General features: G+C 27.7%; 23 protein-coding genes, 1 pseudogene, 1 riboswitch and 1 other annotated feature. Of the genes and pseudogenes, 4 read left to right on the plus strand and 20 right to left on the minus strand.

Features of this window, described 5'->3' with window-relative positions:
• The 6 genes and pseudogenes from L3B96_RS18100 to L3B96_RS18115 all read right to left on the minus strand — a co-directional run.
• Positions 1–91 (minus strand): annotated as a pseudogene (locus L3B96_RS18100) (NAD-binding oxidoreductase); the annotation flags it as partial.
• 331 nt (positions 92–422) lie between these two features.
• Complete coding sequence (locus L3B96_RS27315; RefSeq protein ID WP_257792344.1) at positions 423–548, minus strand: hypothetical protein; 126 nt, start codon at positions 546–548, stop codon at positions 423–425.
• Positions 549–594: 46 nt separating this feature from the next.
• A complete protein-coding gene (locus L3B96_RS18105) occupies positions 595–1,152 on the minus strand; it encodes an accessory gene regulator B family protein (RefSeq protein ID WP_011968008.1) in 558 nt (185 codons plus the stop codon).
• A 285-nt stretch (positions 1,153–1,437) separates the two neighbouring features.
• The gene (locus L3B96_RS18110; protein ID WP_238899418.1) at positions 1,438–2,700 is read right to left on the minus strand and encodes an ATP-binding protein; all 1,263 of its coding nucleotides are present in this window, start codon (positions 2,698–2,700) and stop codon (positions 1,438–1,440) included.
• Positions 2,701–2,734: 34 nt separating this feature from the next.
• Positions 2,735–2,863 (minus strand): hypothetical protein, encoded by a 129-nt coding sequence (locus L3B96_RS27320; RefSeq protein ID WP_017212455.1) that lies wholly within the window; start codon positions 2,861–2,863, stop codon positions 2,735–2,737.
• 55 nt (positions 2,864–2,918) lie between these two features.
• Positions 2,919–3,476 carry an accessory gene regulator B family protein gene (locus tag L3B96_RS18115; protein WP_238899309.1) on the minus strand — a complete coding sequence of 186 codons (558 nt, stop codon included), beginning with the start codon at positions 3,474–3,476 and terminating at the stop codon, positions 2,919–2,921.
• A 585-nt stretch (positions 3,477–4,061) separates the two neighbouring features.
• Here L3B96_RS18115 and L3B96_RS18120 point away from each other — a divergent pair.
• The gene (locus L3B96_RS18120; RefSeq protein WP_023973628.1) at positions 4,062–4,622 is read left to right on the plus strand and encodes a class I SAM-dependent methyltransferase; all 561 of its coding nucleotides are present in this window, start codon (positions 4,062–4,064) and stop codon (positions 4,620–4,622) included.
• 39 nt (positions 4,623–4,661) lie between these two features.
• On the opposite strand, the gene dut is transcribed toward L3B96_RS18120, so the two are convergent.
• The 3 genes from dut to L3B96_RS18135 all read right to left on the minus strand — a co-directional run bounded on the left by dut (position 4,662) and on the right by L3B96_RS18135 (position 11,240).
• A complete protein-coding gene (gene dut / locus L3B96_RS18125) occupies positions 4,662–5,102 on the minus strand; it encodes a dUTP diphosphatase (protein ID WP_011968004.1) in 441 nt (146 codons plus the stop codon).
• 179 nt (positions 5,103–5,281) lie between these two features.
• Positions 5,282–5,788, minus strand: coding sequence for a prealbumin-like fold domain-containing protein (locus tag L3B96_RS18130; protein WP_011968003.1), 507 nt, complete (start codon positions 5,786–5,788; stop codon positions 5,282–5,284).
• A gap of 97 nt (positions 5,789–5,885) precedes the next feature.
• The gene (locus tag L3B96_RS18135; RefSeq protein WP_238948250.1) at positions 5,886–11,240 is read right to left on the minus strand and encodes a diguanylate cyclase; all 5,355 of its coding nucleotides are present in this window, start codon (positions 11,238–11,240) and stop codon (positions 5,886–5,888) included.
• Positions 11,241–11,417: 177 nt separating this feature from the next.
• On the opposite strand from L3B96_RS18135, the gene L3B96_RS18140 reads away from it, so the two are divergent.
• Positions 11,418–12,134, plus strand: a complete 717-nt coding sequence (locus L3B96_RS18140; protein WP_017212459.1) for a polysaccharide deacetylase family protein — start codon at positions 11,418–11,420, stop codon at positions 12,132–12,134.
• 72 nt (positions 12,135–12,206) lie between these two features.
• Here the strand turns inward: L3B96_RS18140 and L3B96_RS18145 are convergent, their stop codons facing one another.
• From L3B96_RS18145 to thiF, 6 genes are all read right to left on the minus strand, one after another.
• Positions 12,207–12,725, minus strand: a complete 519-nt coding sequence (locus L3B96_RS18145) for a tryptophan transporter (protein ID WP_238948251.1) — start codon at positions 12,723–12,725, stop codon at positions 12,207–12,209.
• Between the two features lie 176 nt (positions 12,726–12,901).
• Positions 12,902–13,134, minus strand: a binding site (T-box leader).
• 45 nt (positions 13,135–13,179) lie between these two features.
• Positions 13,180–14,925, minus strand: a complete 1,746-nt coding sequence (locus L3B96_RS18150; protein WP_011967999.1) for a bifunctional diguanylate cyclase/phosphodiesterase — start codon at positions 14,923–14,925, stop codon at positions 13,180–13,182.
• A gap of 192 nt (positions 14,926–15,117) precedes the next feature.
• Positions 15,118–15,309, minus strand: a complete 192-nt coding sequence (locus L3B96_RS18155) for a DUF4250 domain-containing protein (protein ID WP_011967998.1) — start codon at positions 15,307–15,309, stop codon at positions 15,118–15,120.
• 89 nt (positions 15,310–15,398) lie between these two features.
• The gene (locus L3B96_RS18160; protein WP_011967997.1) at positions 15,399–16,265 is read right to left on the minus strand and encodes a tRNA 2-thiocytidine(32) synthetase TtcA; all 867 of its coding nucleotides are present in this window, start codon (positions 16,263–16,265) and stop codon (positions 15,399–15,401) included.
• A 183-nt stretch (positions 16,266–16,448) separates the two neighbouring features.
• Positions 16,449–17,099: a thiamine phosphate synthase gene (locus L3B96_RS18165; RefSeq protein ID WP_238948252.1), complete on the minus strand. Its 651-nt coding sequence runs from the start codon at positions 17,097–17,099 to the stop codon at positions 16,449–16,451.
• 7 nt (positions 17,100–17,106) lie between these two features.
• Positions 17,107–17,910 (minus strand): sulfur carrier protein ThiS adenylyltransferase ThiF, encoded by an 804-nt coding sequence (gene thiF, locus L3B96_RS18170; RefSeq protein ID WP_238948253.1) that lies wholly within the window; start codon positions 17,908–17,910, stop codon positions 17,107–17,109.
• 187 nt (positions 17,911–18,097) lie between these two features.
• A riboswitch (TPP riboswitch) is annotated at positions 18,098–18,205 on the minus strand.
• Between the two features lie 329 nt (positions 18,206–18,534).
• On the opposite strand from thiF, the gene L3B96_RS18175 reads away from it, so the two are divergent.
• Positions 18,535–19,131: an ECF transporter S component gene (locus L3B96_RS18175; RefSeq protein ID WP_238899306.1), complete on the plus strand. Its 597-nt coding sequence runs from the start codon at positions 18,535–18,537 to the stop codon at positions 19,129–19,131.
• A gap of 269 nt (positions 19,132–19,400) precedes the next feature.
• Here L3B96_RS18175 and clpB read toward each other — a convergent pair whose 3' ends face one another.
• Positions 19,401–21,992: an ATP-dependent chaperone ClpB gene (gene clpB / locus L3B96_RS18180; RefSeq protein ID WP_238948254.1), complete on the minus strand. Its 2,592-nt coding sequence runs from the start codon at positions 21,990–21,992 to the stop codon at positions 19,401–19,403.
• Positions 21,993–22,258: 266 nt separating this feature from the next.
• Here clpB and L3B96_RS18185 point away from each other — a divergent pair, with 266 nt between their 5' ends.
• Positions 22,259–22,645 carry a CBS domain-containing protein gene (locus L3B96_RS18185; protein ID WP_011967992.1) on the plus strand — a complete coding sequence of 129 codons (387 nt, stop codon included), beginning with the start codon at positions 22,259–22,261 and terminating at the stop codon, positions 22,643–22,645.
• A gap of 157 nt (positions 22,646–22,802) precedes the next feature.
• Here the strand turns inward: L3B96_RS18185 and L3B96_RS18190 are convergent, their stop codons facing one another.
• The 4 genes from L3B96_RS18190 to L3B96_RS18205 form a co-directional block, all read right to left on the minus strand.
• On the minus strand, positions 22,803–24,068 hold the full coding sequence (locus L3B96_RS18190; protein ID WP_011967991.1) for a transcriptional regulator: 1,266 nt from the start codon (positions 24,066–24,068) through the stop codon (positions 22,803–22,805).
• Positions 24,069–24,085: 17 nt separating this feature from the next.
• Positions 24,086–25,396: a tetratricopeptide repeat protein gene (locus tag L3B96_RS18195; protein ID WP_011967990.1), complete on the minus strand. Its 1,311-nt coding sequence runs from the start codon at positions 25,394–25,396 to the stop codon at positions 24,086–24,088.
• Between the two features lie 253 nt (positions 25,397–25,649).
• A complete protein-coding gene (locus L3B96_RS18200; RefSeq protein ID WP_011967989.1) occupies positions 25,650–25,823 on the minus strand; it encodes a hypothetical protein in 174 nt (57 codons plus the stop codon).
• 221 nt (positions 25,824–26,044) lie between these two features.
• Complete coding sequence (locus L3B96_RS18205; RefSeq protein WP_238948255.1) at positions 26,045–26,995, minus strand: ribonuclease H family protein; 951 nt, start codon at positions 26,993–26,995, stop codon at positions 26,045–26,047.
• Positions 26,996–27,000 lie beyond the last annotated feature (5 nt).

Here is a 27,000-nt window from a genome sequence, read left to right on the forward strand (position 1 = left end):
CAGGCTTTGCAGATTTTGCTACTCTTGGAGCTTCTATATCCATTGAAAATATATTATTTGTTAGCTCCTTTTTGTTCACTATTTTATACATGCCATCGCACCCCTTTTAATTATGTTAAGTTTTATCACTTAATATATAGTTTACACCATTATTCTGAATTTTTAAAATAGTTTTTATATATTTTAAAAATTTCCATCAATAAAAAAGTTATGGTTGATGATCAAAATCTTCTACCATAACTTTTTATAATTTTATCAAACTTATATTAGGTACATAAAAACTAACAATTCAAAACATTATTATTTTCATAAGACAATCTATAATGCATATTTCAAAGCCACTACTAATCATTATAATACAAAAGTCGCTATGTACATAAAATCAATTCCTATTCGCATCCTCTTTTTTCTAAAAAATTAAGTTATCTCAATTTTTTCATTGATTCAGGCATATCTTCAACACCAAATCTGGCAAATGATGCTGGAGCTAACGTAACCATTGAATTTGACATTTTTTCTAACAACAAACCTATTAATTTTTTAATCATAAAAACATCTCCCTTTGCTTATTACTTTTAATATAGTGCCTAATTTTTAACTTTCTCTCTTATTAAACATTAGTATAGCTTGAAATAAAATTGTCCATGTTATTAAAGAATAATAAATACTGTAATTATACAAAACCACAGACAATGCTCCTAAAAATATTGAAGTGCTTAAACCTCTAATCCTATTGTTCATTAGTAATTGAGGACGCGAAATTGGCATTTTAGAATTGATTATTGGAGCTTGATTCCATATGCAGAATATACTTAAAGAAATTAAGATACAATTACTTATAAAACCAATATTACATTGTAAACTTAAAATCAAGATCCCAATTTCCAATATGAGTGTAGCTACAAAACATTTAATCTGTGTATTTTCATGATACCCTCCAATGAAAGGCTTAATAACACACATAGTCAAATCAATAATAATTATTTCTTTAAAATATCCAAATGCTGAAAAAATTGTTATCACTAATATTGTTTTTATTAATTCATTTAGAAGAACTTTTAATACATATTCCATCTGCTCAAGTTTATCTTCGTTATATTTCTCATTAGTTGATATACTATTTATAATTTTTTTCGAAATACTATCTACCATATTAATATCACTCTCATATTATTTTCAATTTAAGTATATATTTATATAATAATCCTTTTTATTACAATATTCAATATTTTCACCACTAAAAATCCTTCATCTTATATTTTTTCCAAAAATAGTCCTAATTTAGTTAATATTTAATATATGATATTAGCTCATATATTAAATAAAAAAAGTATGTTATTGTCTTGTATATAAACAATAGCATACTCTAACTTTCGATTATTTAATTGGTGAGATTATTCTAAACTAAGTATAGCCATTAGTTAAGTATACTAAATATTATACAAAATTCTTTATAGGAAATACTATTTTAAATTCAGTAACTACATCGCTACTTTTCACATATATCTTACCATTATGACTCTCTACTAAATCCTTTACAATACTTAACCCGTATCCATGACTTTGATCACTATTTTCCTTTGTAGTAAACCCAACTTTAAATATATCATTCAGATGTTGTTCTGGAATTCTAGGGCCATTATTCTCTATTCTTACTATTACATTTCCTAAATATTCATAAGCCTTTGCAATTATTATACCTTTGCCGTTCATTGCTTTTATTGCATTATTTACTATATTAGATATTATTCTATAAAACTCCATTTCAGTAATACTCACTACAGAGAAATCACAATTTTCTTCTATTATTACATGTATTCCCATATCAATAGCCGGTTTTAATGCAAGGGATAATATAGAATTTCTATTCTCGCTAACTTCTACAGCTGTTGGCGTAGAGTCATTCTTATTTATAATATCTTTTAGAGATTTTTTTAAATCATCGAATCTTTCCATTAGACAAAGTCCATATAAATACGATATCTGTGCTCCGTAGTCATGCTTAATCTTTCTAAGTTCGCTATTTTTTTCTTCTAGAGCTTCATTTAATCTAAATATTTGATCTGATTTCTTCTTTATATTTGCAAAATATTTTATGATAAACGCTAAAAATACGCACAAGATTGTGATTATCATATTTTTTAACATTTTAGATTCATCATTATAGATTATTAAATAAAAGGCCAAAACGAAATCTAGACAGAAGCTTATTGTTATAATCACGATCATATTAATCTTTTCACTAACTGCTAGCTTGTACATTTCTATAAACTTGCCCATGTATTTTATACATAAGTATAAGAATAAAATATAAGGAACATATATAATCAAAATATTAGCTATATCTGCATATTCTATTGGTATCATACCTTCTATAAAACCAAAAAATAAATTATATGATATAATTCCATATACCCCCATAAAAGAATATGTCAATGTATAGGGAATCATTGACTTTAGTTTGTTATCTTTATATGAGAAAATCATTACAACTAAACATGATATATGTATTATAAACACACAGATAGATATGTTTCCAAATATACTTGTAAAGCTACTGTTTATAATAAAAGTAACTATGGTTATTAAAACCACTTTAAGTTTGTTTAATTTATTTTCACTCTTCAAGCAGCATTCTGTTGAATACGCGAAAATTATAGCTTGAATCATAGAGACTATTATATCTGCCAATAAACGCACCAAAAATTCCTCCTTAAATTTACGTGAAAGTGACTTATCTCAATTTTTTCATAGATTCAGGCATTTCTTCAATTCCTGCTGTAGCTGCTGATGCTGGAGCAAATATAATCATTGAAAGTGATAACATCATTAATACCTTACCTAATAAATTTTTAATTTTCATAAAATCCATTCCCCTTTCAATTTTGCTTAAAATTCATCATTAATATTTCAAAACATTAAGCATCTTTTTTATTAAACATTAATATGGTGTTAAATAGGATTGTCCATGTTATAAGCGAATAATAGTTGCTAAAATTGTACAGACATATAGATGTCATACCAAGTATTGTTGCAATACTTAGACCTCTTATTCTGTTTTTATTTATTAATTCTTGGCGCGTAATTGGCATTTTAGGATTTATTATTGGAACCTGATGCCATAGGCAAAATATACTTAAGATAATTAGTATACAGTTACCTACAAATGAGAGAGTGCACTGAGAATTTAACACCAATATTCCAATTGCTAATAGCACTGTGGCTATAAAACACTTAACCTGAGTATCTTCATGGTATCCGCCTATAAAAATCTTAGTCATACTCATGACTGCTAAAATTATAATAATTTTGTCGAAATATCCAAACAATGAAAATATAACTATAACAGAAAATAGCTTTATCGTCTCAAATAAAATACTAACTAGAATATATTCCATTTGTTCTAGCTGGTCTTTACTATAGTTATCATTTGTAGATATACTATTTATAATTTTTTTTGAAATACTCTTTACCATATTTATCTCTCTTTTTATATATTTTTCTATATGTTAAATATATTATAGTCCCTTATTTGCTAATTTTCAACATATATTTATTCATCTCCAAGTCGTTAATAAGCATAATTTGTAAAAATATTTTTCCAACATTAATTAGATGATTATTATAAAAAAAGTGCCTTAATAAGTAACTATTAATAGGATGCTTTTTCTTTAATATATTATAAATATTAATTTAGTCTTAAGTATAATTTTATATACTAATGCAAAAATCGGTATTTTTCTACATTTAAAATTTAAATATGATTAAATATATATTCAAATTAATTTATAATTATATATATATCTATTTTAATTTAATGAATTGTATATATATCTTTTATTCATAGGAATATTTTCACTTCAGTCTCAGCACTGTATTCTTACTACATACTTTTCTATTACCTCTTCTCATTTTGAAATACTATGGTAAATTCTGCATGAACTTATTGTACTGAACATTGAACAATGTTAGTATAATACTGTTCAATAATTGAACTCGTTTATATGAATAAAACATTTCTTATTTTTATTCAATTTAATAAATTTCAGGAGGAGAGAATTATGGAAGATATGTCTTATTGGAAAGAAGTTTGGGAAAGAAAAGGAAATGGAAATACTACATGTTTAGAGGAATTAGACGGATACGAAGATACTACTGCTGATGTAAAAGAAATAGCTAAACAAATTGTTAAAGAATTAGACATTAAGGAAACAGATAGAATATTAGAAGTTGCCTGCGGAGCAGGTGGACTAGCTCAATATATAAAATGTGGTGAATACGTAGGAGTAGATTATTCCTCTTCTCTTGTAAAAAGGCACATAGAATTACTTAACAATTCAGTTCTTCACGGAGAAGCAAATAATCTAATCTTTAAAGATAAAACTTTTGATAAAGTATTTTGCTTTGGAGCATTTCACTATTTTCCTAATCAAGAGTATGCTAAACAAGCAATTTCAGAATTGAAAAGAGTTGCTAAGGAGGCTATATTTATTGGAGACCTACCTATGACTTCACACAGAAAAGAGCACTTACTTTATGATAAAAATGACTTTAAAGACTGGAAAATAACTGATGGATATTATAATCCATGCAGGTTCAATGTATCTCTAAAATTAGTTTAATTGATAAGTAAAGACAGGTATCTCTCAATACCTGTCCATTTACCTTGTTCCTGATGAACCAAATCCATTCTGATTTCTTTCACTTTCAGATAGTTCTTCTATTTCTATTATGTCAACTTTAACTACAGGTTTTATAACCATTTGAGCTATTTTCATTCCTGGTTCCACTTTGAAAACTTCGCTTCCATGATTAATTAGAATAACTCCTATTTCTCCTCTGTACCCTTCATCTATAGTACCAGGAGAATTTAACGTAGTTATACCATTTTTTAATGCAAGACCGCTTCTTGGTCTTATTTGAGCTTCAGTATTTTTAGGGAGTTCAATTTGTATTCCTGTATGTACTAATCCTCTTTCTCCCGGCTTTAAAGTTAATTCTTTAACTGCATATAGGTCTAATCCAGCATCACCTTCATGAGCATAATTAGGTATCACAGCTTTATCATCGATTTTTTTTATTTTTAAAATATAATTATCCATTCTAACACCTACTTAAAGATTATATAATATTATGATTATATAATTTTCCAATACAAAAATCCACTTCTTTTCTTTAAATTAAAGTATTCTATAATTTTTATTACTTAATTAAACATATGCAAAAGGTTATATTTACGAATAAATTAATTTATTTTTTAAATATAACCTTCATTCTTTATTTAATTCTTATATTTGTTTTGTGCCATAAATTTTTTAAATTTATTAACTACTACTATTTTTTGTTTCTTATTAGTATTGTCTATTATTATTTCGTTCCAATTTATATACTTAGGTTTTTCAAAGTATCTTTTATCAATAATCTCAATTATCCTATAACAGCCTTCCTCAACTCCAGAAAAAATAACTTTTCCTTCCTCATCTGTAACTTTCGATTTAACAAGAACAGGAGATAATCCATTTATTTTATATAAATTAATTTTTACACCTTTTAAATATTCGTGTTCTTCACATTCCAAAATTGATGTAACAATAATTTCCCCTCCATTACAATCTTTTTCTTCTACTCTTTGGGGACTTGCAGATTTCTCATTTAATATGAACTCTTTATTATCTCTTTTCTCCTTATTATCATCGGATATTTCAAATTTATAATTGGTATTATTTTCTACAGATACTATATCATTAATATTTTCTTTTTCATAATTTCTAGGAACAGTATCACTCATAAAAAGCTCCTCTTAAAAATTGGTTCTCTTTATATAATATGATAAATAAACTTTTATGTGATTATGAATTGAAAACATTCTAAAATGTATTGTTAGTTTAACCAAGAAAAATGGAACTACCTATTTCTATTAAAAAATTCAGCACATTATAGTCATTACAAATAAATTCTTTCTCATTTACTGAAATTGAAAGGTATATAACTGCTAATAGCTCTCCGTTACAAATTATTGGAGCTATACAGACTGATTTCCAGTCAGGAAGCCCATAACTATTGTGACTGTCCATGCTCTCCCAATCTACTAAATATAAACCTTTTTCTTCTTCAATGACTTGATTTACTAATTTAAAATTAAACCTATCATCTAAATTCCAATTATCCTTATTTCTTCTCTTACTATACGTATTAACTATTTTCTTCTCTTTTACAATAAAAATTGTAGCTACATCGCACTCAATCGTCTGCATAATCTTTAAAATAAGATTATAAATCTTTTCTTCCTTACTACATCTACGTTTGGCAATACCAGCTATTTCTTTGAGCATTAACATAAAATTATAATCTTTAGCCGCATTTCCTGATAATACTCCAGTTAATTCGTCATTTGTATTTCCACTTGCTCCGCACTCATTTTCCCAAACGATGCATCTATTTTTTCCATCACGTTTAGCCTTATATAGAGCTTGGTCAGCTCTCCTTATAATTTCTTCATTGTTAAGAGATTCATAAGAACTCATTGCTATTCCTATACTTACAGTCACTTTTCTTTTATCTCCTAGAATCCTTGCTTCCTCTATATTTTTTCTTATTCTCTCCCCTAAATTTATAGCTGCTTCACAATTAACATTAGGCAAGAGAATTATAAATTCCTCTCCTCCATATCTTCCAATAATATCACCTTTGCTCATACACTTTTTAACTTCATCTGCAACCTTAACTAAGACTTCATCTCCAGTTTGATGTCCATACTTGTCATTTACGCCTTTAAAATCGTCGATATCAAACATCATTACAGCAAATTCACTTTCTCTTGCCTTCGCAGAATCTAATAAAAAAAGTAACGCTTCTTCAAAATATTTTCTATTATAAACACCTGTCAGCTTGTCTAGTGTAGAGCTTATTGTAAGATTATACTTTTCTAATAAAAAGGTTAAGAAAGGTTTAAATTTCTCTATTGTTTTCTTTGATTCATTATTTATATAATTTAATGCGTTGTTAGTAATAAATATTAATCTTGCATTAATTCCTGCACTACTATTTATGTGTTTTTCTCTATTTATTATTTTCATATACATACAAGATCTTATTCCATCTTTCAGTACCTTATCATCTAACTGATAGAATCTAGGGTCATTACTGCAAATTGCGAATGTATCTTCATCTGAATCAACTTTTAGTGAGAGGTATCTATTTATTTCATTTTTGTCGCTAATTCTATATGTGCATATAACATCATTTTCTCCCTGCTCGTTCTCTGTAACAATCATAGCCTTATCTGCTAAAATTAATCTAGCCATATACTTCATCACATTTTTTATATCATCAATAGTATTATTAGAAAACTTCTCAAAGACTTTAAATATATCTCTAAAATCATTGTAATAGCATTTTTCATATAAATATTGAACCAATTTAAATGTATCTTCATTATCTAGTATATTCATTAAATCTAATTCTTTTAATATTTGCTCTAAATCCTCAATTGTTTTTATAAATTGTGTTGATTTAAAACTCATATTTATACCCAAATCTTCATTTAAGCATTTTACAAATAACTTACGTGTTTCCAAAAACCTACTATTATTTGCATATGATAACTTATCATTTTGTGGTAATAAATTTATTGTATCTATATATAAAGCTATAGATTCATAATAATAATTCAATGCCAATACATTACATTCAAGTTCATTATACTTCTCACCAATCGCAGAATATATATCAGCTTTAATTTCCTGATTATCCACAAAAGAGCATACTCTTAGTGCCTTATTTATCAGAAAATTATATTGATTTCTATTTCTAAAATTGAGTTCTAGATATACATAAATTCCTTCAACATTATAATTTTTAGGATATCCATTGAGATCAAAGAATAATTCTTTAGCCAATCCCTTATATCCAAGTGTTAAAATTCTTCTAATAGCACTTATCCTTATTTCAAGACATGTATCTACATCCTGTAATAGCTTAATTTTTTTCTCTAACTTATTGTATACATTTCTTATATCACTCTCATTTTTACATTTATATAAAATAAGCTCAAAGTAATTGCAAACAACTATTTTATACTTAGAACTATTGCTATTAAATATTAGAGCATATATTTTTTTCAAGTGGTCATATGCCAAATCATAATTACAAATCATCAAATTATATAAAGCATATGTATAGTTTGTATTTATAATTCTATCTTCCAATAGCTTTAATCCTTTTTGCATTTGCATTATTAAATTATGATACTTTACTACCAGACTTATCCTTCCTGATTTTATATATAACAAACAAAGTTCATTGCAAATATTAAATGAATAAGAGTCTATCCCCTCTTCTCTTTCTCTTTCTAGTGCTCTTAATAGATATTTCTCTGCTTCTAAATATCTTTTTTCCTGACTATAAATATCTGCTATGCAAATTAGACTCAATATTTCCCTCTTGTATACTTTCTGTTTATTTCCTTCTCTAGCTATTTCCAAATATTGCTCTAAAATCTCCTTGTTATCTCTTCCTTCTTCCTTACAGACAGATGCATCTAATAGTTTAATATATAATTGACCATTAATATTATTGTTATTAATAAATATACTGCTTGCATATAAACATAAATTTTTGGCCTCTTTATAATTCCCCTTCTTTATATATATATTAATAAGGATACTCACTGCCCAACCATATACATCCTCTTTTATCTTATTTTCTTCACATATAATTATTGCTTTTTGTGCATTAAGCATCGTTAATTTATTGTTATATTCTAATCTATATTTTAATGAAAGTGCATAGTAATAATAAACCTCTCCCTTAGGATAGTGTTCTTTATCTAGCAATCTTCGTACACAATTTAAAGAATAATCTATCCCTGTATCTATATCTGTAATACTATTAATTTTTATTATTATCATTTCAAGCAGCGTATATATTTCAATTTCAATTTCGTCATTCTGTATTGCTATTTGATTTGCCTTTTCAAAATGTTCAAAACTTTTTTCATGGTTAGATTTTTTTTCATAAAGCTTTGCAATCTTAATTGCCACTTCACTTCCACTTGAATCACTAGGATATGTTAATACCTTCTTATAATATGATATTGCCTTCGATATATCACCTAACAGATCCTGAGCTTCTGCGTATTTTAATGTATAAAAATATGCTTTTTCGTAACTATTACTTTTTTCTAAATGCAATAATAATTCTTCTATATAATAATCTGTATCAAGTAAAATTTTTTCCATAAAAATAGATGCCTTAGAGTGTAATTTAATTCTTTCTTCTTCACTTAGCTTTAAATACAATATATTTCTTAATAAATTATTTCTAAAACCTATAAGTATACCTTGATCACTTATTTTATCAGTCAAAATGCCTTTTGATTTTAAATTATCATAAATTTCTATATTATCAGAATCCATTATTACATATTCTAAAATTATTTTTTCTGATAAAGGCGTTTTAAATATAGCTAACTCCTTTAAAATATTAATTTCTTCTTCATTTAATGAAAAAATACTTGCCTCTAATCTTCTTTCTAGAGATTTGGGTATAAGTATATCTTGAACCTTAATATTAGTCTTCCATTCTCCATTATTGCTATCAAAATATAAGGTTCCATTACCGTATAATTCATTTATAACTCCACTTATATACTGTGGATTCCCTAGCGTTTCTGAATATATCTTTACCGCTAACTTATTAACATCAGTACCTGTATTAAGCATACTTCTAATCATCTTAGTAGTATTATATTGATTAAAATAATTTATTTTATATTCTTCGTACTTCTCCACTTGTTTTAGTTCATTTATGAACTTTATGAAATTTTCATCAACACTGCTTTCATTCATAGAAAATATTATCATAACATTTTCTAAGTTATTTCTTAAAAAGATTATATATTTAATAAACAGTTTGAAAACTTCATTTTTTTTATCTAAATCATCTATTATCATTATAAATGGCTTAGTCATTGTATACTCACTTATGAACTTCCCCATTCTATTAATCAATTGAAGCTTTTGTTTATTATTTTCACTATTTGTAGAATTTTTTTCAAATAATATAGAAATAAATTTTTTTATATAAATTTCATACTTATCTCTCAGATTCTTATCTACTTTATTTAAAATGTAATTTAGTATTGTATTATATTGCTCTTCGTTGCTTGCATTTTTATTATTAAAATCATCAATATATATAATGTCTTTGAAGTATTTATTTTCAAATCTATATTTAATTTCTTCTAAAAGTCTGGTTTTTCCACTTCCATCTTCACCATTGAAATTTATAAACTTATTTCTCTGCTTGTTTTCCAATATCCTCTGAAAATTTTTTTCCACTATTTTTATTTCTTCTGTCATTCCTATTATATCTAAATCCGTTTTAATCTTATTTAAAGCCTCACTAATAAACACTCTATAGTTCTTCTTCATTTTTTTGTTTATATTTTGTATAAAATATTTAAGTTTAAACGATTTATTTATAGTATTCACTCGATTATATATATTTTTTATATCTTCTAATCCTTTAAATCCTGTTTCAAGTTCTGATTCTGTGAATATTTGTCTGCACAGTTCTGCAACTTGTACAATATTATCTTTATTTGAATTTATATCTTCTCTTGTTTCGATGTTATATTGGTAAGGTAATGAATTTATTAAATTGAACTTTCTTAATTCATTTGCTAACAAATCTTTCATTTTGACTTTCACATTATTGTTAGAGTCGGGAATTAATATTACATCCTTCATACTAATATCATCAAATATATATCCCTGCATGTTTAGCGTATTGATAGCAGCACAAATCTCCATAAATGTATCTAATTTCTTATGAAAGTCACATTTATTAAAATAATCTTGTGTATCCAGTTTAGCCTCTACATACTCCATTAAATACCCATATTGAGGAGTGTCAAGTTTTATCCCATTAATACTATAAATTATTTCAATATTTATAATGTTAGTAACGTTCTCAAAATTAAGATTTTTAATAGTCTTAAATTTACTCAATAAATATTCTCTTGTTTTCTCATATGTAAAACCATTTTTCAAAATACATAGAACATATCTTGCGTCTCTCTCTATGTCTGTAACAATATAATTTGAAAAATTCTCTTCAATAACTATCTCATGCTCTATTAGATATTTATTATTTACATTTCTCAATTCTAATTCATCCCTTTTCTTCACTAACTTGAAGTTTACCAATCTATCTAAAATTATACCATATTTTAGCATAATCCTGAACACTATTATATCTAATTCAATTAATTATCTACTTTTTTACATAAATTCATATTTTTATAATTATATCTTCTTAATTATCATTGGAACCAAAAGTATATAAAGGCTTATAATATAAATTTAATTTTAGGACATAATACTTTTTGTAAAAACATTTAGGAAGGTGATAATATGAATCTAAAATCGCTAAAGAAATACATTCCTTTTGTTTTGATTATAATAACTATAATTAATTATCAAAATCTTCTTATGCATACGGTTCTTGCTGATGAAAAAAAAATAATATATCTAACTTTCGATGATGGCCCAGCTGGAAAGGTGACCACTAATGTTTTGGACATATTAAAACAAGAATCTGTTCCTGCAACCTTTTTCTTAATAGGAAGTCAAATCAAAGGACAAGAAGATTTAGTTAAAAGAATGTATAATGAAGGGCATGCCCTTGGTCTTCATAGTATGAGTCATAATCGAAATATCCTTTATCACTCTAATGAAGAATTTCTAAAAGAGATGTTGGATACCCAGCAAATAATTAATTCCATAGTTGGTATTAAGCCAACTATACTAAGATTCCCTTTTGGTTGTAATAATAACTGTTATAAAATTTCGCAGTCTATGGTGGATTTACTTCATCAAAATAACCTAAAAATTTACGATTGGAATACAGATAGTGGTGATGGTGCTCACCCTAATGCTAGTCCAAGTACATTTATTAAAAATTCCAAAAGTGACAAAGAGCGTGTAGTACTATTAATGCATTGTGCATATATGAGTAAAAATTCAGTAACGGCTTTACCTAGTGTAATTAAATATTATAAAGATAATGGCTATGAATTTAAAGCAATCGATGAAAATACTGATGAAGAATATCATTTCATGAAAAAATAATAATGGATAAAATAAAGAAGCTATCTCAAAATTAATCCTTTTGAAATAGCCTCTTTAAATTATACAAAATATCTATTCTACCGCATAGCTTCCATTTACCGATGTAATCTTTTCAACAATTTTAAACATTATAATTCCTGATATTGTATTCACTATTATTGTTGGCACGACTACTGATATGAAAAGTACATCAAACGATAATCCTCCAGGTAATCCTACTATATTCGCTAGTAAAGTTAAAAATACTGTTCCGCTCACTAAAGTTCCTAAAGGTAATAATATTGATACTTGCACTAACTTATTAACTTTATTTCTTAAAGGCATTAATATCAAATACATAACATTACAAGTTATAAATTTATCTATAATATTTGGTAATTGTCCTCCTGGTGTTTTAGTTGTTAGTGCTGCAAACACTCCCATAATAATCCCACATAGTAATGTTGTTTTATAATCTTTATTAAACACTATTATTATAAATAACATTGCCAATGAGAAATCTGCCTGCATACCGAATGGTGGTGTAACCTGGTGTAATATTGCTCCTATTGCTATTAAAATTGCATTTGTTGCCATTTTCTTTGTATTCATAATAAAAATCCCCCTTGTTAATCTTTGCTTATTTTATTTTTAAGTCGAAACCACTTTCTTTCACAACATACTTATCACGCCCCAATATTTAAATATATTTCTTTGTTATGCTTCCAAATATAGAGTCTTTTGGTTAACAACTACTAAAAAAGAATATAAAAAAACCGTCCTATAATTAATAGGACGGATATTATCCGCGTTGCCACCTAGATTGCATAAAATGCCTCTCATTTCAGATACAAACATATCTTATTCGCTATAACGTGCGACTTACGGCTAAACTACTCTCAAAAGATTTCATCTCGCTCCTCAAAGGCCCATTCATCATTAACTACCGTACTGAAATCTCACCACCTTCAGCTCTCTTTAACATTGTTATATGATTACTATCCCTCTTCGTAGGATTTATTTTATAATCTTATATTATATCCTCAAATAGTGTTTGTCAACACTTTTATAAAATTTCCTTACCGATTATATTCTTAATTGCGTCAAACATTCTTGGTTTACTGAAATAGTATCCTTGAACAACATCACATAATATTGTTCTTAAATATTCAACTTGCGATTTTTCTTCAACACCTTCTGCCACTACTTCTATCCCCAATTGATGTGATAAGTTTATTATATTCTCTACAATACATTTACTCTTAGGATTGTTCATCAAATCAATTACAAAACTCCTATCTATCTTTAGCACATCTATAGGTAATTTTGTCAAATAGTTAAGTGAAGAGTATCCCGTCCCAAAGTCATCTAAAGCAATGCTTACTCCTAATTTTTTTATCTCCTGAAGGATCTTAACGTTTCTATCAAATGATTTCATTAGCATACTTTCTGTTATTTCTACTTCTATATACTTTGGATGAATTTTATATTTCTTTATTAGTTTTTTAAAATCTGATAAAACAACATCCTCTCTGAGCTGCATTTCAGACAAATTAACTGCTATCTTAAAATTATCATTTCCCTCGTTTAAAAGACATTTCGTCTTTTTGAATACTTCTTCCAAAACAAAACTTCCAATTGGAATTATCATTTTTGAACTTTCTGCGATCGGAATAAACTCCGCCGGGCTTACCATTCCAAATTCACGACTTTCCCATCTTGCTAAAGCTTCAAATCCGTTTACCAAAGAATCATCGAGTGATACTTTAGGTTGAAACATAACATATAATTCATTATTATTCAGTGCAGTTCTCAACCCTTTCTGCAAGCTATAAACTCTGTTTAGCTCATCAGAAAGGCTATCATCAAAAAAATCACACTCATTTTTACCATTTTTCTTTGCTTCATACATTGCTGCATCTGCATTTTTGAGTAATGTATTATAATCTATTCCGTGATCTGGAGATAGAGAAACACCAATACTTGCTGTTAAGTATATTTTTCTTCCATTCACTATATTAGGTTTTTCAAAAGACTTTGCTATAGCATTACCCAAAGTTATAATTTCTTGTATATCAATTATATTTGGCTTAAATAGCAGAAAAGTATTGCCGCTATATCTTGATACTAATATATCTTCTGTAACAGATTCGACTATATTATAGCCCACTTCTTTTAACACTAAGTCTCCAAAATCATGCCCGTAGGAGTCGTTTACATATTTAAAATTATCTAAATCTATTATCAGCATCGCGGCTCTAGTATTACTATTAACAACATTTTGTAACATTTTGGCTACCGTGTTCTTGAAAAAATATTTATTAGGTAGCCCTGTAATTCTATCACTATGAATTATTGAATCTATTGTTTTATTGACCATAGATTCTTTCCAATTTTTCGTCAAAGAATCTATATCACCATATTCATTCTCTAAGTCCTTAAAGCAATAACTAGTTCCAGTAAAGTAATACTGTTCATTACTTTTAATTGACTTCCCGACAAGAATAAACTCAACAATGTTACCCCTAGGACTTTCCATCTTGTATTGTAGCTGCATTTGTTCTCTATTTATATAGTGTCTCTTTAAATCTTGAGAGAAAAAGCTTAAAACATTTTGTTTATCTTCTTCACCAACAAAATTTATAAATTGATCTAAAGTTTCATTCTTAGTATCATACTCTTCAAAAAAACTTTTCATTGTATCATCAATTATTAATTTAAGCTCTGATTGATTCCAAATTATATTAACGCCCAAAATTGGTATAGAATCAAATATTTCCTCATGATTTAATTGAAGTTCCTCCCTAATCATATATATACAATCCTTCACATAATTCTATAATTTGTACTATTCCTGTTTGTTAGAATCTTTAGATTTCTTATCATTTGCTAATGATGCTATTAAAGCTGCTGTTGCTGCTATAACAGTAATTAATTTGCCTGTCTTTTTTAAATTCATATAACATCACCTTCCTAACTTTATGAATAATTATTTATTAAGACTCTAATTCTTAAATTGATTTTCTTCTTCCTCGTATTTATATCCGATACTTATTAATATATTTATAATATCGTCTTTAGATAATTCTAAATCATCACAAAGAATATCTAATGAACCATATTGATCTCTTAATTTCATGTTTATTACACTTAACAATATGTTTGGATCACTGATCCCCATAGGATTATTTTCCATCTCTACTCTTCCTTTTCATCTATTGGTATATGGTTAATTATAGCATAACATACATTTCCAAATTAATAAATACTTTTAGTTACTTAAGTCTACTCTTCATCGTAATAATCTAGAAAAGAATGCTTTTCTTCGCCCTTTTGCCAACCTAATATTGAATCCATACTAACATTTTCAGCTGCTTTAAAGATAGACTTTTCAACTCCGCTAAAATTCTTCTTTAATTCTTTAATAAGATCTTTTATTTCATATCTCTTATTACCTATTCTTTCAGCTGCAACCATACAAGCGCAATTCAATGGCCATATACCACTATAATTTATAAATCTTTTTATATACTCTTCCTCTATAAAATACATAGGCCTAATTAATTCTAAACCTTCAAAATTTTTGGCCTTTAGTTTAGGCAACATTGTCTTAAAATTACCACCATATAAAATGTTTAGCATAGTTGTTTCAATTACATCATTATAATGATGCCCTAATGCAAGTTTGTTACATCCAAATTCTTTTGCTTTTGCATAAAGAGAGCCTCTTCTCATTCTTGCGCACAAATAACATGGGTAATCCTTAGCCATTTTATCAACAACATCAAAAATGCCTGATTCATACATGTGAATCGGAATATTTAGATGCTCACAATTTTCTATTAGTAAATTTTTTATATCTGGATGATACCCTGGATCCATAGCTAAAAATACTAATTCAAATTTAACTTGACCATGTCTTTGCAACTCCTGAAATAATTTTGCCATAAGTATACTATCTTTTCCTCCAGAAATTCCAACAGCAATTTTATCTCCTTCTTGAATTAAATTATATTCTTTAATTGCCTTAACAAATTTTGACCAAATATGCTTTCTATAGCTTTTAATTATAGCTTTTTCAATCTCTTCTAGTGGCTTTTTTTCTCCATCTGGTATAATTCTTGGACAGCCTTTTCCTGCAATTGTACTCATTATTTCATTTCTCCTTATTATCTTAATAGTATCCAGATCATAGATACTAATTGTTCTTGAATATATCTTTCTTTAAAGAGTTTATAATGAACACTTAAGATTTACAAGTGTTTTTAGGTTTTAATATTAGCTGATTTTAATTATTCGTATTCGTACTTTGATTTTCATATATCAAAGTAATGTTTATTTAGAAAGAGATTTCACTAGTTCTTCAGGGTTTTTGTCTTTCATCAAACTAGACATTATAGCAATTCCACTTGCTCCAGCATCCAATACTTTCTTATAATTATCTTGATTTATTCCGCCTATTCCGATAATTGGAATGTTAATCTTCTTGGAAAGAGCCTCTATTTCCTTAATTCCTCTAGGAGGAAGACCTTTTTTACAATCAGTTTCAAACACATGGCCATAAATAACATAGTCTGCTCCTAATTTAGCCGCTTGTATACCTTCTTCGCAACTATGTATTGAAACGCCGATCATCTTATATATTTTATATTTATCCCCACTAAAATGAAAATTATCCACCATTTCTTTAGAATTTATTGCTCTTCCTGTGCATAACCTGTTACTAATATTTATAAAATCATTAAATGATAACTGAATTCCATTAACATTGGACTTTTTAGCAATATCTATATTGGAATTTAGTATTATTCTGATATTTGTATTTTTCAGTTCCTCTTTTACTTTCAAAACTAATATCATTAGCTCTTCACTGCTTAAATCTTTTTCTCGTATAATTAAGAAATCTAGATTAGATTCTGATATTTTTTTTATTTGATCAAAAAAGTCCCTACAAAGTTTTCTATTTGTTATTCCAATTACAGACATCTTTAGTTTATACCTCTTCTCCTAATATTAATCTAAGAGCCATATTTGCTTCATGACATGCTGCGATACCAACTCTAGGTGCCATTAGCCCCTCATTTACTTTTGCCTCATTTTTAAAGTCTCCACACATATATAGCCTTGTATTTATTTTTTTGCTGATTATTAGATTGTTAGAATAATATCCTGCCATACCTGAGGCTGAAATAACCTTTGGTTTTTCTGTCTGAAGTAAAACTTCTCTAACTATCATCGCTTTATTTTCTGCCCCATCAAATGCTTCAATTACAATATCCATATCCTCAAATAAATCTTTAATGTTATCCTTATCTACATACGTATCAACAACTTCGATATTTATGAACGGATTGATTTCTAACAATATTTCTTTTAATGCGTGGCATTTTTTCATTCCAATATGTCTTATAAAGTATTGTTGTCTGTTTAAATTACTAGGTTCAACCACATCAAAATCTATTATTTTTATATGTCCAACCCCAACTCTTCCCAACGCTAATGCTACTGTTGAACCAAGTCCACCAAGTCCAGCAATAGCTATCTTCGCCTTCTTAACTTTCTCATGAACCTTTGGAGTATGTCTACTTACCATTAGTGCCTCTAACTCTTCTTTTTTAGGCACCTCGCCTCTCTTAATTAAAGTAACTTTATCGCCTTCATTTAGAGAATAATCTTGTTTAATTGGAAAACCATTTAAAATAACTATATCCGCATCACTTTTTATCCTGCTTCTAACTTCAAATGCAGTAATTTCTCCCTCAATATATATTTCTCTTTCATTTACTAAAACTTTCAAACTAATATCCCCAATCTAAATAAATTTTAAAACTTAATATATCTGTTCATTATTTACTCATTATTTTCTTAGCAGTCTTTTTTCATAATTTGTACGACCAATGGGCAGAACCTCTACTTATTCGCCTTCCATCAATAAATTACTAGATAATAAAAAGACTTACCCTAAGGTAAGTCTTATAAATCTTCTAAAATATTTATTGCTTCCCTACGGTGGTATTAGCCACATCAGGTCAAAAGAGTTAAAGCAAATAAGCTTCTCTCAGCCAATTAAATTGGCACCCCTAGCCTTTTATACTATTCAATTTCTGTTATGGTTATATATTATCATTTTATTTCTTATAATTCAAATTTTTATGGATTAAATCCATAAATTAGATTTGTAAATTTATTCATATTTTGTATGGAAATCAACTTTTTTCTAAGTTCGTAGAATTAAATATAGAATCAGTAATTATTATTACTATATTTAAGTTTATATTTTTAAAATATAATTGAACATTTTTTCTAACGTGGTAAAATAATATGTGTCGGTATTCAATTAGAAGCTGAACGGAAATTCGTATATATTATATATTTTTCCGAATTATATCCATATATCAAGGAATAAGAACGGAGGTACCTTATGGAAAGAGACTATACTAAATCTAAATTTTCAGTTAGACAGATTGCAATGATCGGAATGCTTTCTGCAATTTCAATTTTCTTAGGATTAACCGGGCTTGGGTTCATACCAATTCCACCTGTAAAAGCTACTATAATGCATATCCCAGTTATTATAGGTGCGATAGTTGAAGGACCTATAGTTGGATCCCTAGTTGGATTAGTTTTTGGTTTATTCTCAATGTATCAAAATTTTACCGCTCCTGGTCCAACATCATTTATATTTTGGAATCCTATAATTGCATTAGTTCCTAGAGTCCTAATTGGAATTGTAGCATACTATGTGTATATACTTCTTAGAAAGAGATTTAAAAATCAAAGCATTAGTATTGCAATAGCATCAATCTGTGCTACATTAATTAACACTATAGGTGTTTTGGGTTTAACTTACGTATTTTACTTAGAAAGATACTCTGCTATTTTAAAGATAAATCCACAAACTGCTGGAATTGCAATTGCAACCATTGGTTTAACAAATGGAGTTCCTGAAGCTATAGTGAGTGCTGTAATATCAGTCCCTGTAATTGTAGCTATATTTAGAATTAAGAAAAAAATTTAACTAAACTCTAAACAAGTAAAATAAAATATTTTTTAAAGAATATAAATTATAAAGAGGCACTTGCTAAAAGCTGCCTCTTTTCTTGTTTTAATTATTGGTTACATATAAAACTATTATGAAGAATTAAAATATGGTATATAATACAAATATACCGATTCCTATTTACTACTTAAAAAGTTACTCACATTTTTTTGATTATAATTTTCTAGAGAATAAAAATTCCTATAGATCACATTTATCTACAGGAATTTTACAAAACTTATTTTTTACTAAAGTGGTTTTATTATTATTTCTTCATCTTTATTATCAATCACAACCTTAGATCCATAGCCTAGTTCACCCTTAATTATCATCCTAGCGAGTCTATTCTCTAAAGTGTTCTGTATATATCTTTTTAACGGCCTTGCTCCATAAACCACATCATAACCTTCTCTTGCCATTATTGTTTTTGCTTTATCTGTAACTTCTATTTCGATATTTTTATCTTTTAACCTTAAACTTACTTCTCTTAAGAATATATCTATAATTTTCTTAATGCCAGACTCTGTCAAAGGTTTAAACATTATAGTATCATCTACTCTATTTAAAAATTCTGGTTTAAATCTTGATTTTAAAACACTCATTACTTTTGATTTTATTTCTTCATCAACGTGATCTTCATTAGTATTTTCTAATAAATATTTACTTCCGATATTTGAAGTCATAATTATTATAGTATTTTTAAAATCTACAGTTTTACCCTTATTATCAGTTAATCTACCATCATCTAATATTTGAAGGAATATATTAAACACATCTTCATGCGCTTTTTCAATTTCATCAAATAAAATTACGCTATATGGTTTTCTTCTTACAGCTTCTGTTAGCTGACCACCTTCATCATAACCTACATATCCTGGAGGCGCTCCAACTAATCTAGACACTGAATGCTTCTCCATATATTCCGACATATCAATTCTAATAATATTTTCTTCTGAATCAAATAAATTTCTAGCTAGTGTTTTTGCAAGCTCTGTTTTACCAACTCCTGTTGGCCCTAAGAATATAAATGATCCTATTGGTCTATTGATATCTTTAAGCCCAGCTCTTGCCCTGAGTATTGCATTAGTTACAGCTTCTATTGCCTCACCCTGCCCTATGACTCTATTACTCATATCATCTTCTAGTCTTAAAAGTTTTTCCCTTTCTCCTTCAAGTAAATTAGTTACAGGAATTCCAGTCCATTTGGAAAGTACAGCAGATACTTCTTGCTCAGTTACTTCCTCTTTTAATAAAGCACCTTCATAGTTTTCTTTTAATTCAATTTCTTTTTGCTTAATTTCTTCTTCTAACGCAGGAATCCTACTATATTGAATCTCAGCAACTTTATTATAGTCAAAGTTTCTTTGAGCTACTTCTATTTCTCCTCTAGCATCATCTAACTCACTTTTTAAGGTTTTAATAGCTGTAATTTGCTCTTTTTCTTTGGTATATTTTGCAGTCATTTCATCATTCTTTTCTTTTAATCCTGCAAGTTCTTTCTCTAGATCATCTAACCTATTTTTTGAACCCTCATCTTTCTCTTTTGATAAGGCTTCTTTTTCTATTTCTAACTTAAATATTTTTCTTCTTATAATATCAAGTTCTGTTGGGAGGGAATCTATCTCAGATCTTATCATAGCTCCAGCTTCATCAATTAAATCAATTGCCTTATCAGGCATATACCTATCTTGAATATATCGATCAGAAAGCTTTGCAGCAGATACTATAGCTGAATCATGAATTCTAATCCCATGATGGATTTCAAACCTTTCTTTTAATCCTCTTAGTATTGCAATTGTATCCTCCACTGTAGGTTCATCTATAATTACTGGTTGGAATCTTCTTTCTAAAGCTTTATCTTTCTCAATATATTTTCTATATTCATCAAAAGTTGTAGCACCTATACAATGTAACTCTCCTCTTGCTAATAATGGTTTAATCAAATTACCAGCATCCATTGCTCCATCAGTCTTACCAGCTCCAACTATTGTATGAATTTCATCTATGAATAGTAATATTCTACCCTCACTGCTTTGAACTTCTTTTAATACTGCTTTTAATCTTTCTTCAAATTCACCTCTATACTTAGCTCCGGCAATCAAAGATCCCATATCCAAAGCAAATATAATTTTATCCTTAAGGCCTTCTGGAACATCTCCTCTAACTATTCTTTCAGCTAATCCTTCAATAATTGCTGTTTTACCAACACCAGGTTCACCTATTAATACTGGATTATTCTTGGTTCTCCTTGATAAAATTCTTATTGTCCTTCTTATTTCTTCATCTCTTCCTATAACAGGATCTAACTTATGCTTTTTAGCAAGGTCAACTAAATTAGTTCCATACTTTGCTAATGCATCATATGTTCCTTCTGGATCTTGCGTTTCAACTCTTTGACTTCCTCTAACTTCAGAAAGAACTTTTAAGAAATTATCCTTGGTTATATTATATTGCTTTAATATTTTAGAAACTTGATTGTTATCTATTTCTATAATAGCAAGCATTAAATGTTCAACACTAACATATGAATCTTCAAACTGTTTCGAAAATTCTTCAGCTTTAATTAACACTTCCTCTACTTTTCTAGTTATATATACATTGCCAACTCCTTCTCCTAAAACCTTTGGCATTGCATCTAATTCCTTATTTACTGACGCTTTTAAATTCTTTACTGATATACCTATTTTAGTAAGAATATTAGGAACTAACCCGTCCTCCTGCTCTACAAGAGCTGAAAAAAGATGAATTAAATCTATTTGCTGATGATTAAATTTAACAGCTGTAACATTGGCATCATTCAATGCTTGTTGAACTCTCAACGTCATTTTATCAATATTCATACTTATTCCTCCTAAATCTCTATGTTAAATTTCGAAATCATTATTAGAACTAGTTTATCACTATACCTAAATAATTCCTCTTTATCTATATAATAATACATAGGTCAAAGAAAGTCAAAGTTTATTCAGTCTTTTTTTTAAATTTTTTTATCATCTAAAGATTTATTTTAAATTTTGTTGTTTTATAGTAAAATAGTAATATAAATATTATTAGCCTGTTATTTTACAGCTTAACGATATTAAACTTTTTTAAAAGAGGTGATGTTATGAAAATAAGTTCTATCATTAAACCAAATTTCCATACAATTAATGTAAACGATACTATAGATAAAGCTTTAGATTTTATGGACAAACTTAATATTAATGGAATGCCAGTAGTAGATGATAAAGAAATTGTAGTAGGAATGATAGTAAAAGCTGATATATATAGATTCATGATACATCCAGGACATTATGTTAGCTGTCCAGTTGAGTGGGTTATGTCAAAATCAGTTATCTCTGCGCAATCTGACGAAGATCTACTCACTGTAGCTAAGCGTCTAAGAGAAAATGATATTATAACAATGCCTGTTATTGAAGACGAAAAAATTGTAGGAGTTATTAATATAGATGATTTATTAGATTACTTCATTGACTCTTGTTCAAAAAATTAGTAACAATAATATCCATATGAATTTAATAGCTTAAATATATCATTACTGATCTTAAAGGCTTAATTGTGAATATAAAAAAATAGAAGTGGCGATATTTTGTTAATCCATTATAATCGAATTAACAAAATATCGCCCTTCTATATATATTTACGAGAAATTAGATTTTTTTATCAACAGCTAATGCAAGATTAAAGTATTTTAGCGAATCCGCTGTAAGTCCAAGCTTATAATAAAGCTTACCCATATCTACATATCTATTTCTTCTTTCTTCTCTGGTACCAAATTTAAACAACGAATCTAATGATAGATTCATATATTTTTCGGCTTCCAAATGTTTGTCCATTTTCTGAAGAATTATACCTTTAAAATAATATGACTTCTCAATTAACTTTATATTATCAGTCATAATAGCTAAATTTAATGATTCTTCTGTAATCCTATAAGCTATCTCATACTCTGAATTATCAATTAATATTCTTGTACAATAATTCAAAAACTCCACATATTTTTCTACATTATCTTGTGGAAATATCTTTATTCCATCTTCTATTTCAGAGATTGCTTTTTCCTTTTCTTCTACTTCAAAATAATACTTTCCATAATTTCCATGAGATGCTGCCAGAGAAATAGGATTATATTTTTGATATTGAAATGCTTTCATTTTATATTCATCAACATAATCTTTTTTAAGCTTAATGCATACTGTAGCATATATATGATATATTTTTCCCTTGCTTTCATCTGTTTTAAGGTCATCAACATATCCTATGATTTCTGATAAAATGCTATATGCTTCTTCAGATTTTCTTAAATTCTGATAACACAGAGCCTCATTGTAGCCTATTAAACAGTACTCTGAACTATCAAATCCATCTTCTTTCAATCTAAACATTTCTCTAAGCTTGCTGTAGTAAGAAATAGCCTCAATATATTCACCATTTTGAGATAAATAACGTGCCATATCTTTAAAGTAGATAGCTGTATTTTCTTCCGTATTATTTCTTTGATATAAATCATAATATTGAGAAACTATAAGCTGAATATTTTCAACCTTATTTTCTTCTACATAATACGAGAATAATATGTGTATTAATTCAAAAGCTAAATCATAATATTTATATTTTAGTGCATAGCTTAGGTTATCTTTCAACTTACTTTCAGAATCAGTATCGGAAGATACATTCCTCTTTATTATATTTAGATTATTTGAAATTTGTTCATATACGTCTTCTATTAAATAATCTACATCTATTTCTATCTTCTCAGCTATATAATTCAGTAATTCGGTATCTGCCTTAATCTTTCCATTTTCTATACAGCTCATCTTGGCAATTGAAATCTTATTTCCGCATAATTCTTTCAATGTTATACCTTTAAATACTCTAGCTCTTTTTATCTTTTCGCCAGTAGATAGTATTTCCAAATATCTCACCCACTTACTTATAATTTGTAATTTTCTAACTTTTCTGCTTCATCAAATAACTTTATTCCTTGATTTAAGTAATATGAAGCCTCTTCTTCTTCTTTTTTATCTATGAAATATTTTCCGACTCTCATAGCTAATTCAGCAGCCTTCGACAATTTTCCGCTATTTTTTGCTAGCACATATGTATCAATCAATACACTTTCTGCTTGTTCTGGTTTATCGTCAATATTGAACATAGTATATTTTATTAGTTTACATTCGATTTTTCTGTCTATATCATGCTCTTCAATTCTATTTTCTATATCTTTTAGTATTTTGCTACATTGTTCAGTATTCTTTAACTTCAGATAACTTTTACAAATATCTATTAGTATATCATTTATACATCCTACACGATTTTGTGTACTAATACTTTTTGATATATCATAATGCTTAAGAGATTCATCTAAATTTCCTAGTTCATAAAATAACTTTCCTAAATTATGTTCTATATTAACTATGCTCTTGTTATACTGTATCTTTTTATATACTTCTAATGTTTTCTTTGAATACTTTATTGCATTCGGCAAGTCACCTTTTTTATTAAATTCTTCTGCTAAAGAGAATAGATTTCTCGCATAATCTTCATCATTATAGACTTGTTCAAATCTATTTCTTGCTAGACAAGAATATTCTAAGGCTAAATCCAATTCTTCTACATCATAATATGTTCTAGCCATATTGTAGTATATTTCTCCCATTAAAAATTCATCTACAACCTTATTGTCTATATATACCTTTTCAGCCTGTTTTAAGTAACTACTAGAAGAATGATATGCCTTTAATTCTAAAGCAATATTAGCTAAATGTAGGAAAGTTTTTATTATCTGCTCATAATTATTATTTTTTACAAAAATTACATTTGCTGATAAAAAAAACTTCTGAGCCATAGGAAAATCTCTTTTATACATGTAGGATTTTGCTGTTATAAAATATATCATTGCTTTTCTATATTCTAGATTATATTTTTCACAGTAGTATAGAGCATTATCAATATATCTTTGACCTTTTTCGTAATCTCCCTGGAGTATGCATGATTCCCCTACCTGTTCGTAATATAAACTAATCTTTTCAGCTTGGCTTTCTTCTGATTCCATTAAATATTCTACATTTGTGTTCAATGCATCAGCTAAATATTCTAGCAAATCTACTGATGGATTCGAACGGCCAGATTCTACCAAACTTATTTGTCCTGGAGTTATTCTGTCTTTTGCCAAATCCTTCAACGTCATATTCAATTGTTTTCTTCTTCTCTTGATCTTTTCTCCTAATGATAGAATTTCCATCTTTTTAATCCTTCTCTATTCAACAAATTATTTAGTTATTTTAATATAATTTCCTTAATTATAACATAAATTTATAAAAAACTGCATAAAAATATAAATGTGCCCCAAATTTTATATAATTTAATTTTATTATCCATATTTATGTACAAAAGTATAAATACAATAAATAAAAATAAAAAGGCATGAAAGAAATTCATGCCCTTCTATTTTTGTTATACCTAATTTTTACATATTATACTTTCTTTTTGTAATTCTATCTCATCCAATCATAAACTTCATGACCTACTGATTCAGCCATATTCCTCATTCTTCTGCCTGCTCTTCTCATTGTTTTTTGACTCCTTCTATCCATACGTGGCATTAGAGACATTTCGACAGCAACTCCAATTAAAAATCCAGTCATCATTCCCTTGGAAAATCTTTCCATAATAAACACCTCTTTAACATCAATTTATTTTCTATAAATATATTGTGTATTAATCAAAAAGTTATCCAAGTTAATTTATTCCATGATTATATACAGTTTTAAAAATATTCTAAAAAGTAACTATGCATATTACAATCAGCTTTCTATATTCCAGTCCTAATTAAGCATTTTTCTTATTTGCATTTTAAATGCGAATCTATTATTCCAACATATATACTGGTTTAATTATTATCAATGTACTCTTTAAGAAGATAAAAAATTAATTTTTCTTTTTCTTTGCTTAATAGCTTAGAAATTATCTTTTTGCCTTCGATAGCGTTATTTCTATATAAACCAATAATTTGTTCAAATCTAATTTCATTGTCATCTTTCTTATCTACATTCAATATATTTTCCATTTGTAGATTTTCATCTTCGCCAATTAAAATTATATTATTTGAATGACTTGGAGCTATGCTTAAGATTTCTTCTTTAACCTTAGTACCAGAAACTCTTATAACATTTTTACTTAACCATTTTTCAACGGTTCTATCAGAAGTTATCCCTAAGCACTCTTTACATTTCTCATCAACAAGCTCGTTAAATAAATCTCCAGTATGACTATCAACTTTTACAAATATAATTTCCATTCCAGAATTTATTAACTCTTGCATCTTTTTATAATATTGCATAGATGATTCTTCTTTTCGTTCCCATGCTCCAGTTGCATGATGAGCTATCCCCTCGTAATCATGAAATAGAACTACTTTTTTTTGTCCATGTTCTAAAGCATATTCAACAGCTCTAACAGCTCCCTTAAGTTCGCCTGCTATTTGTCTTATATTTTTAGAAGAGCTATCTTTTTCAGCTCCGCTTTCTATATATTCTACAACATCATCATTAACACAAACTACCCCATAAGAATATCTTCCGTCAGAAGAATTATAACTTCCATCAACATATGCATGAAGACAGTCTTTTGGATAACTTTCATCACTCTTTTTTAGCATTCTATTTCCTTCGTTTAGATATGATTTTGCCTCTTCTATGTCTTCGAAACTCTTATACTTTGCTCCCTTTACCCCTTTTACATATGCTAAGCATTCATTCCAAGTATTGACTATTACATTTTCAACCTTTTTGTTATTTTTAATATCAAAACCATATTGTATTGCATAAACTTTTTTTGCCATATATT

This window comes from Clostridium sp. YIM B02569 (genome assembly GCF_022320765.1).
GTDB classification, from domain to species: Bacteria; Bacillota; Clostridia; order Clostridiales; family Clostridiaceae; genus Clostridium; species Clostridium beijerinckii.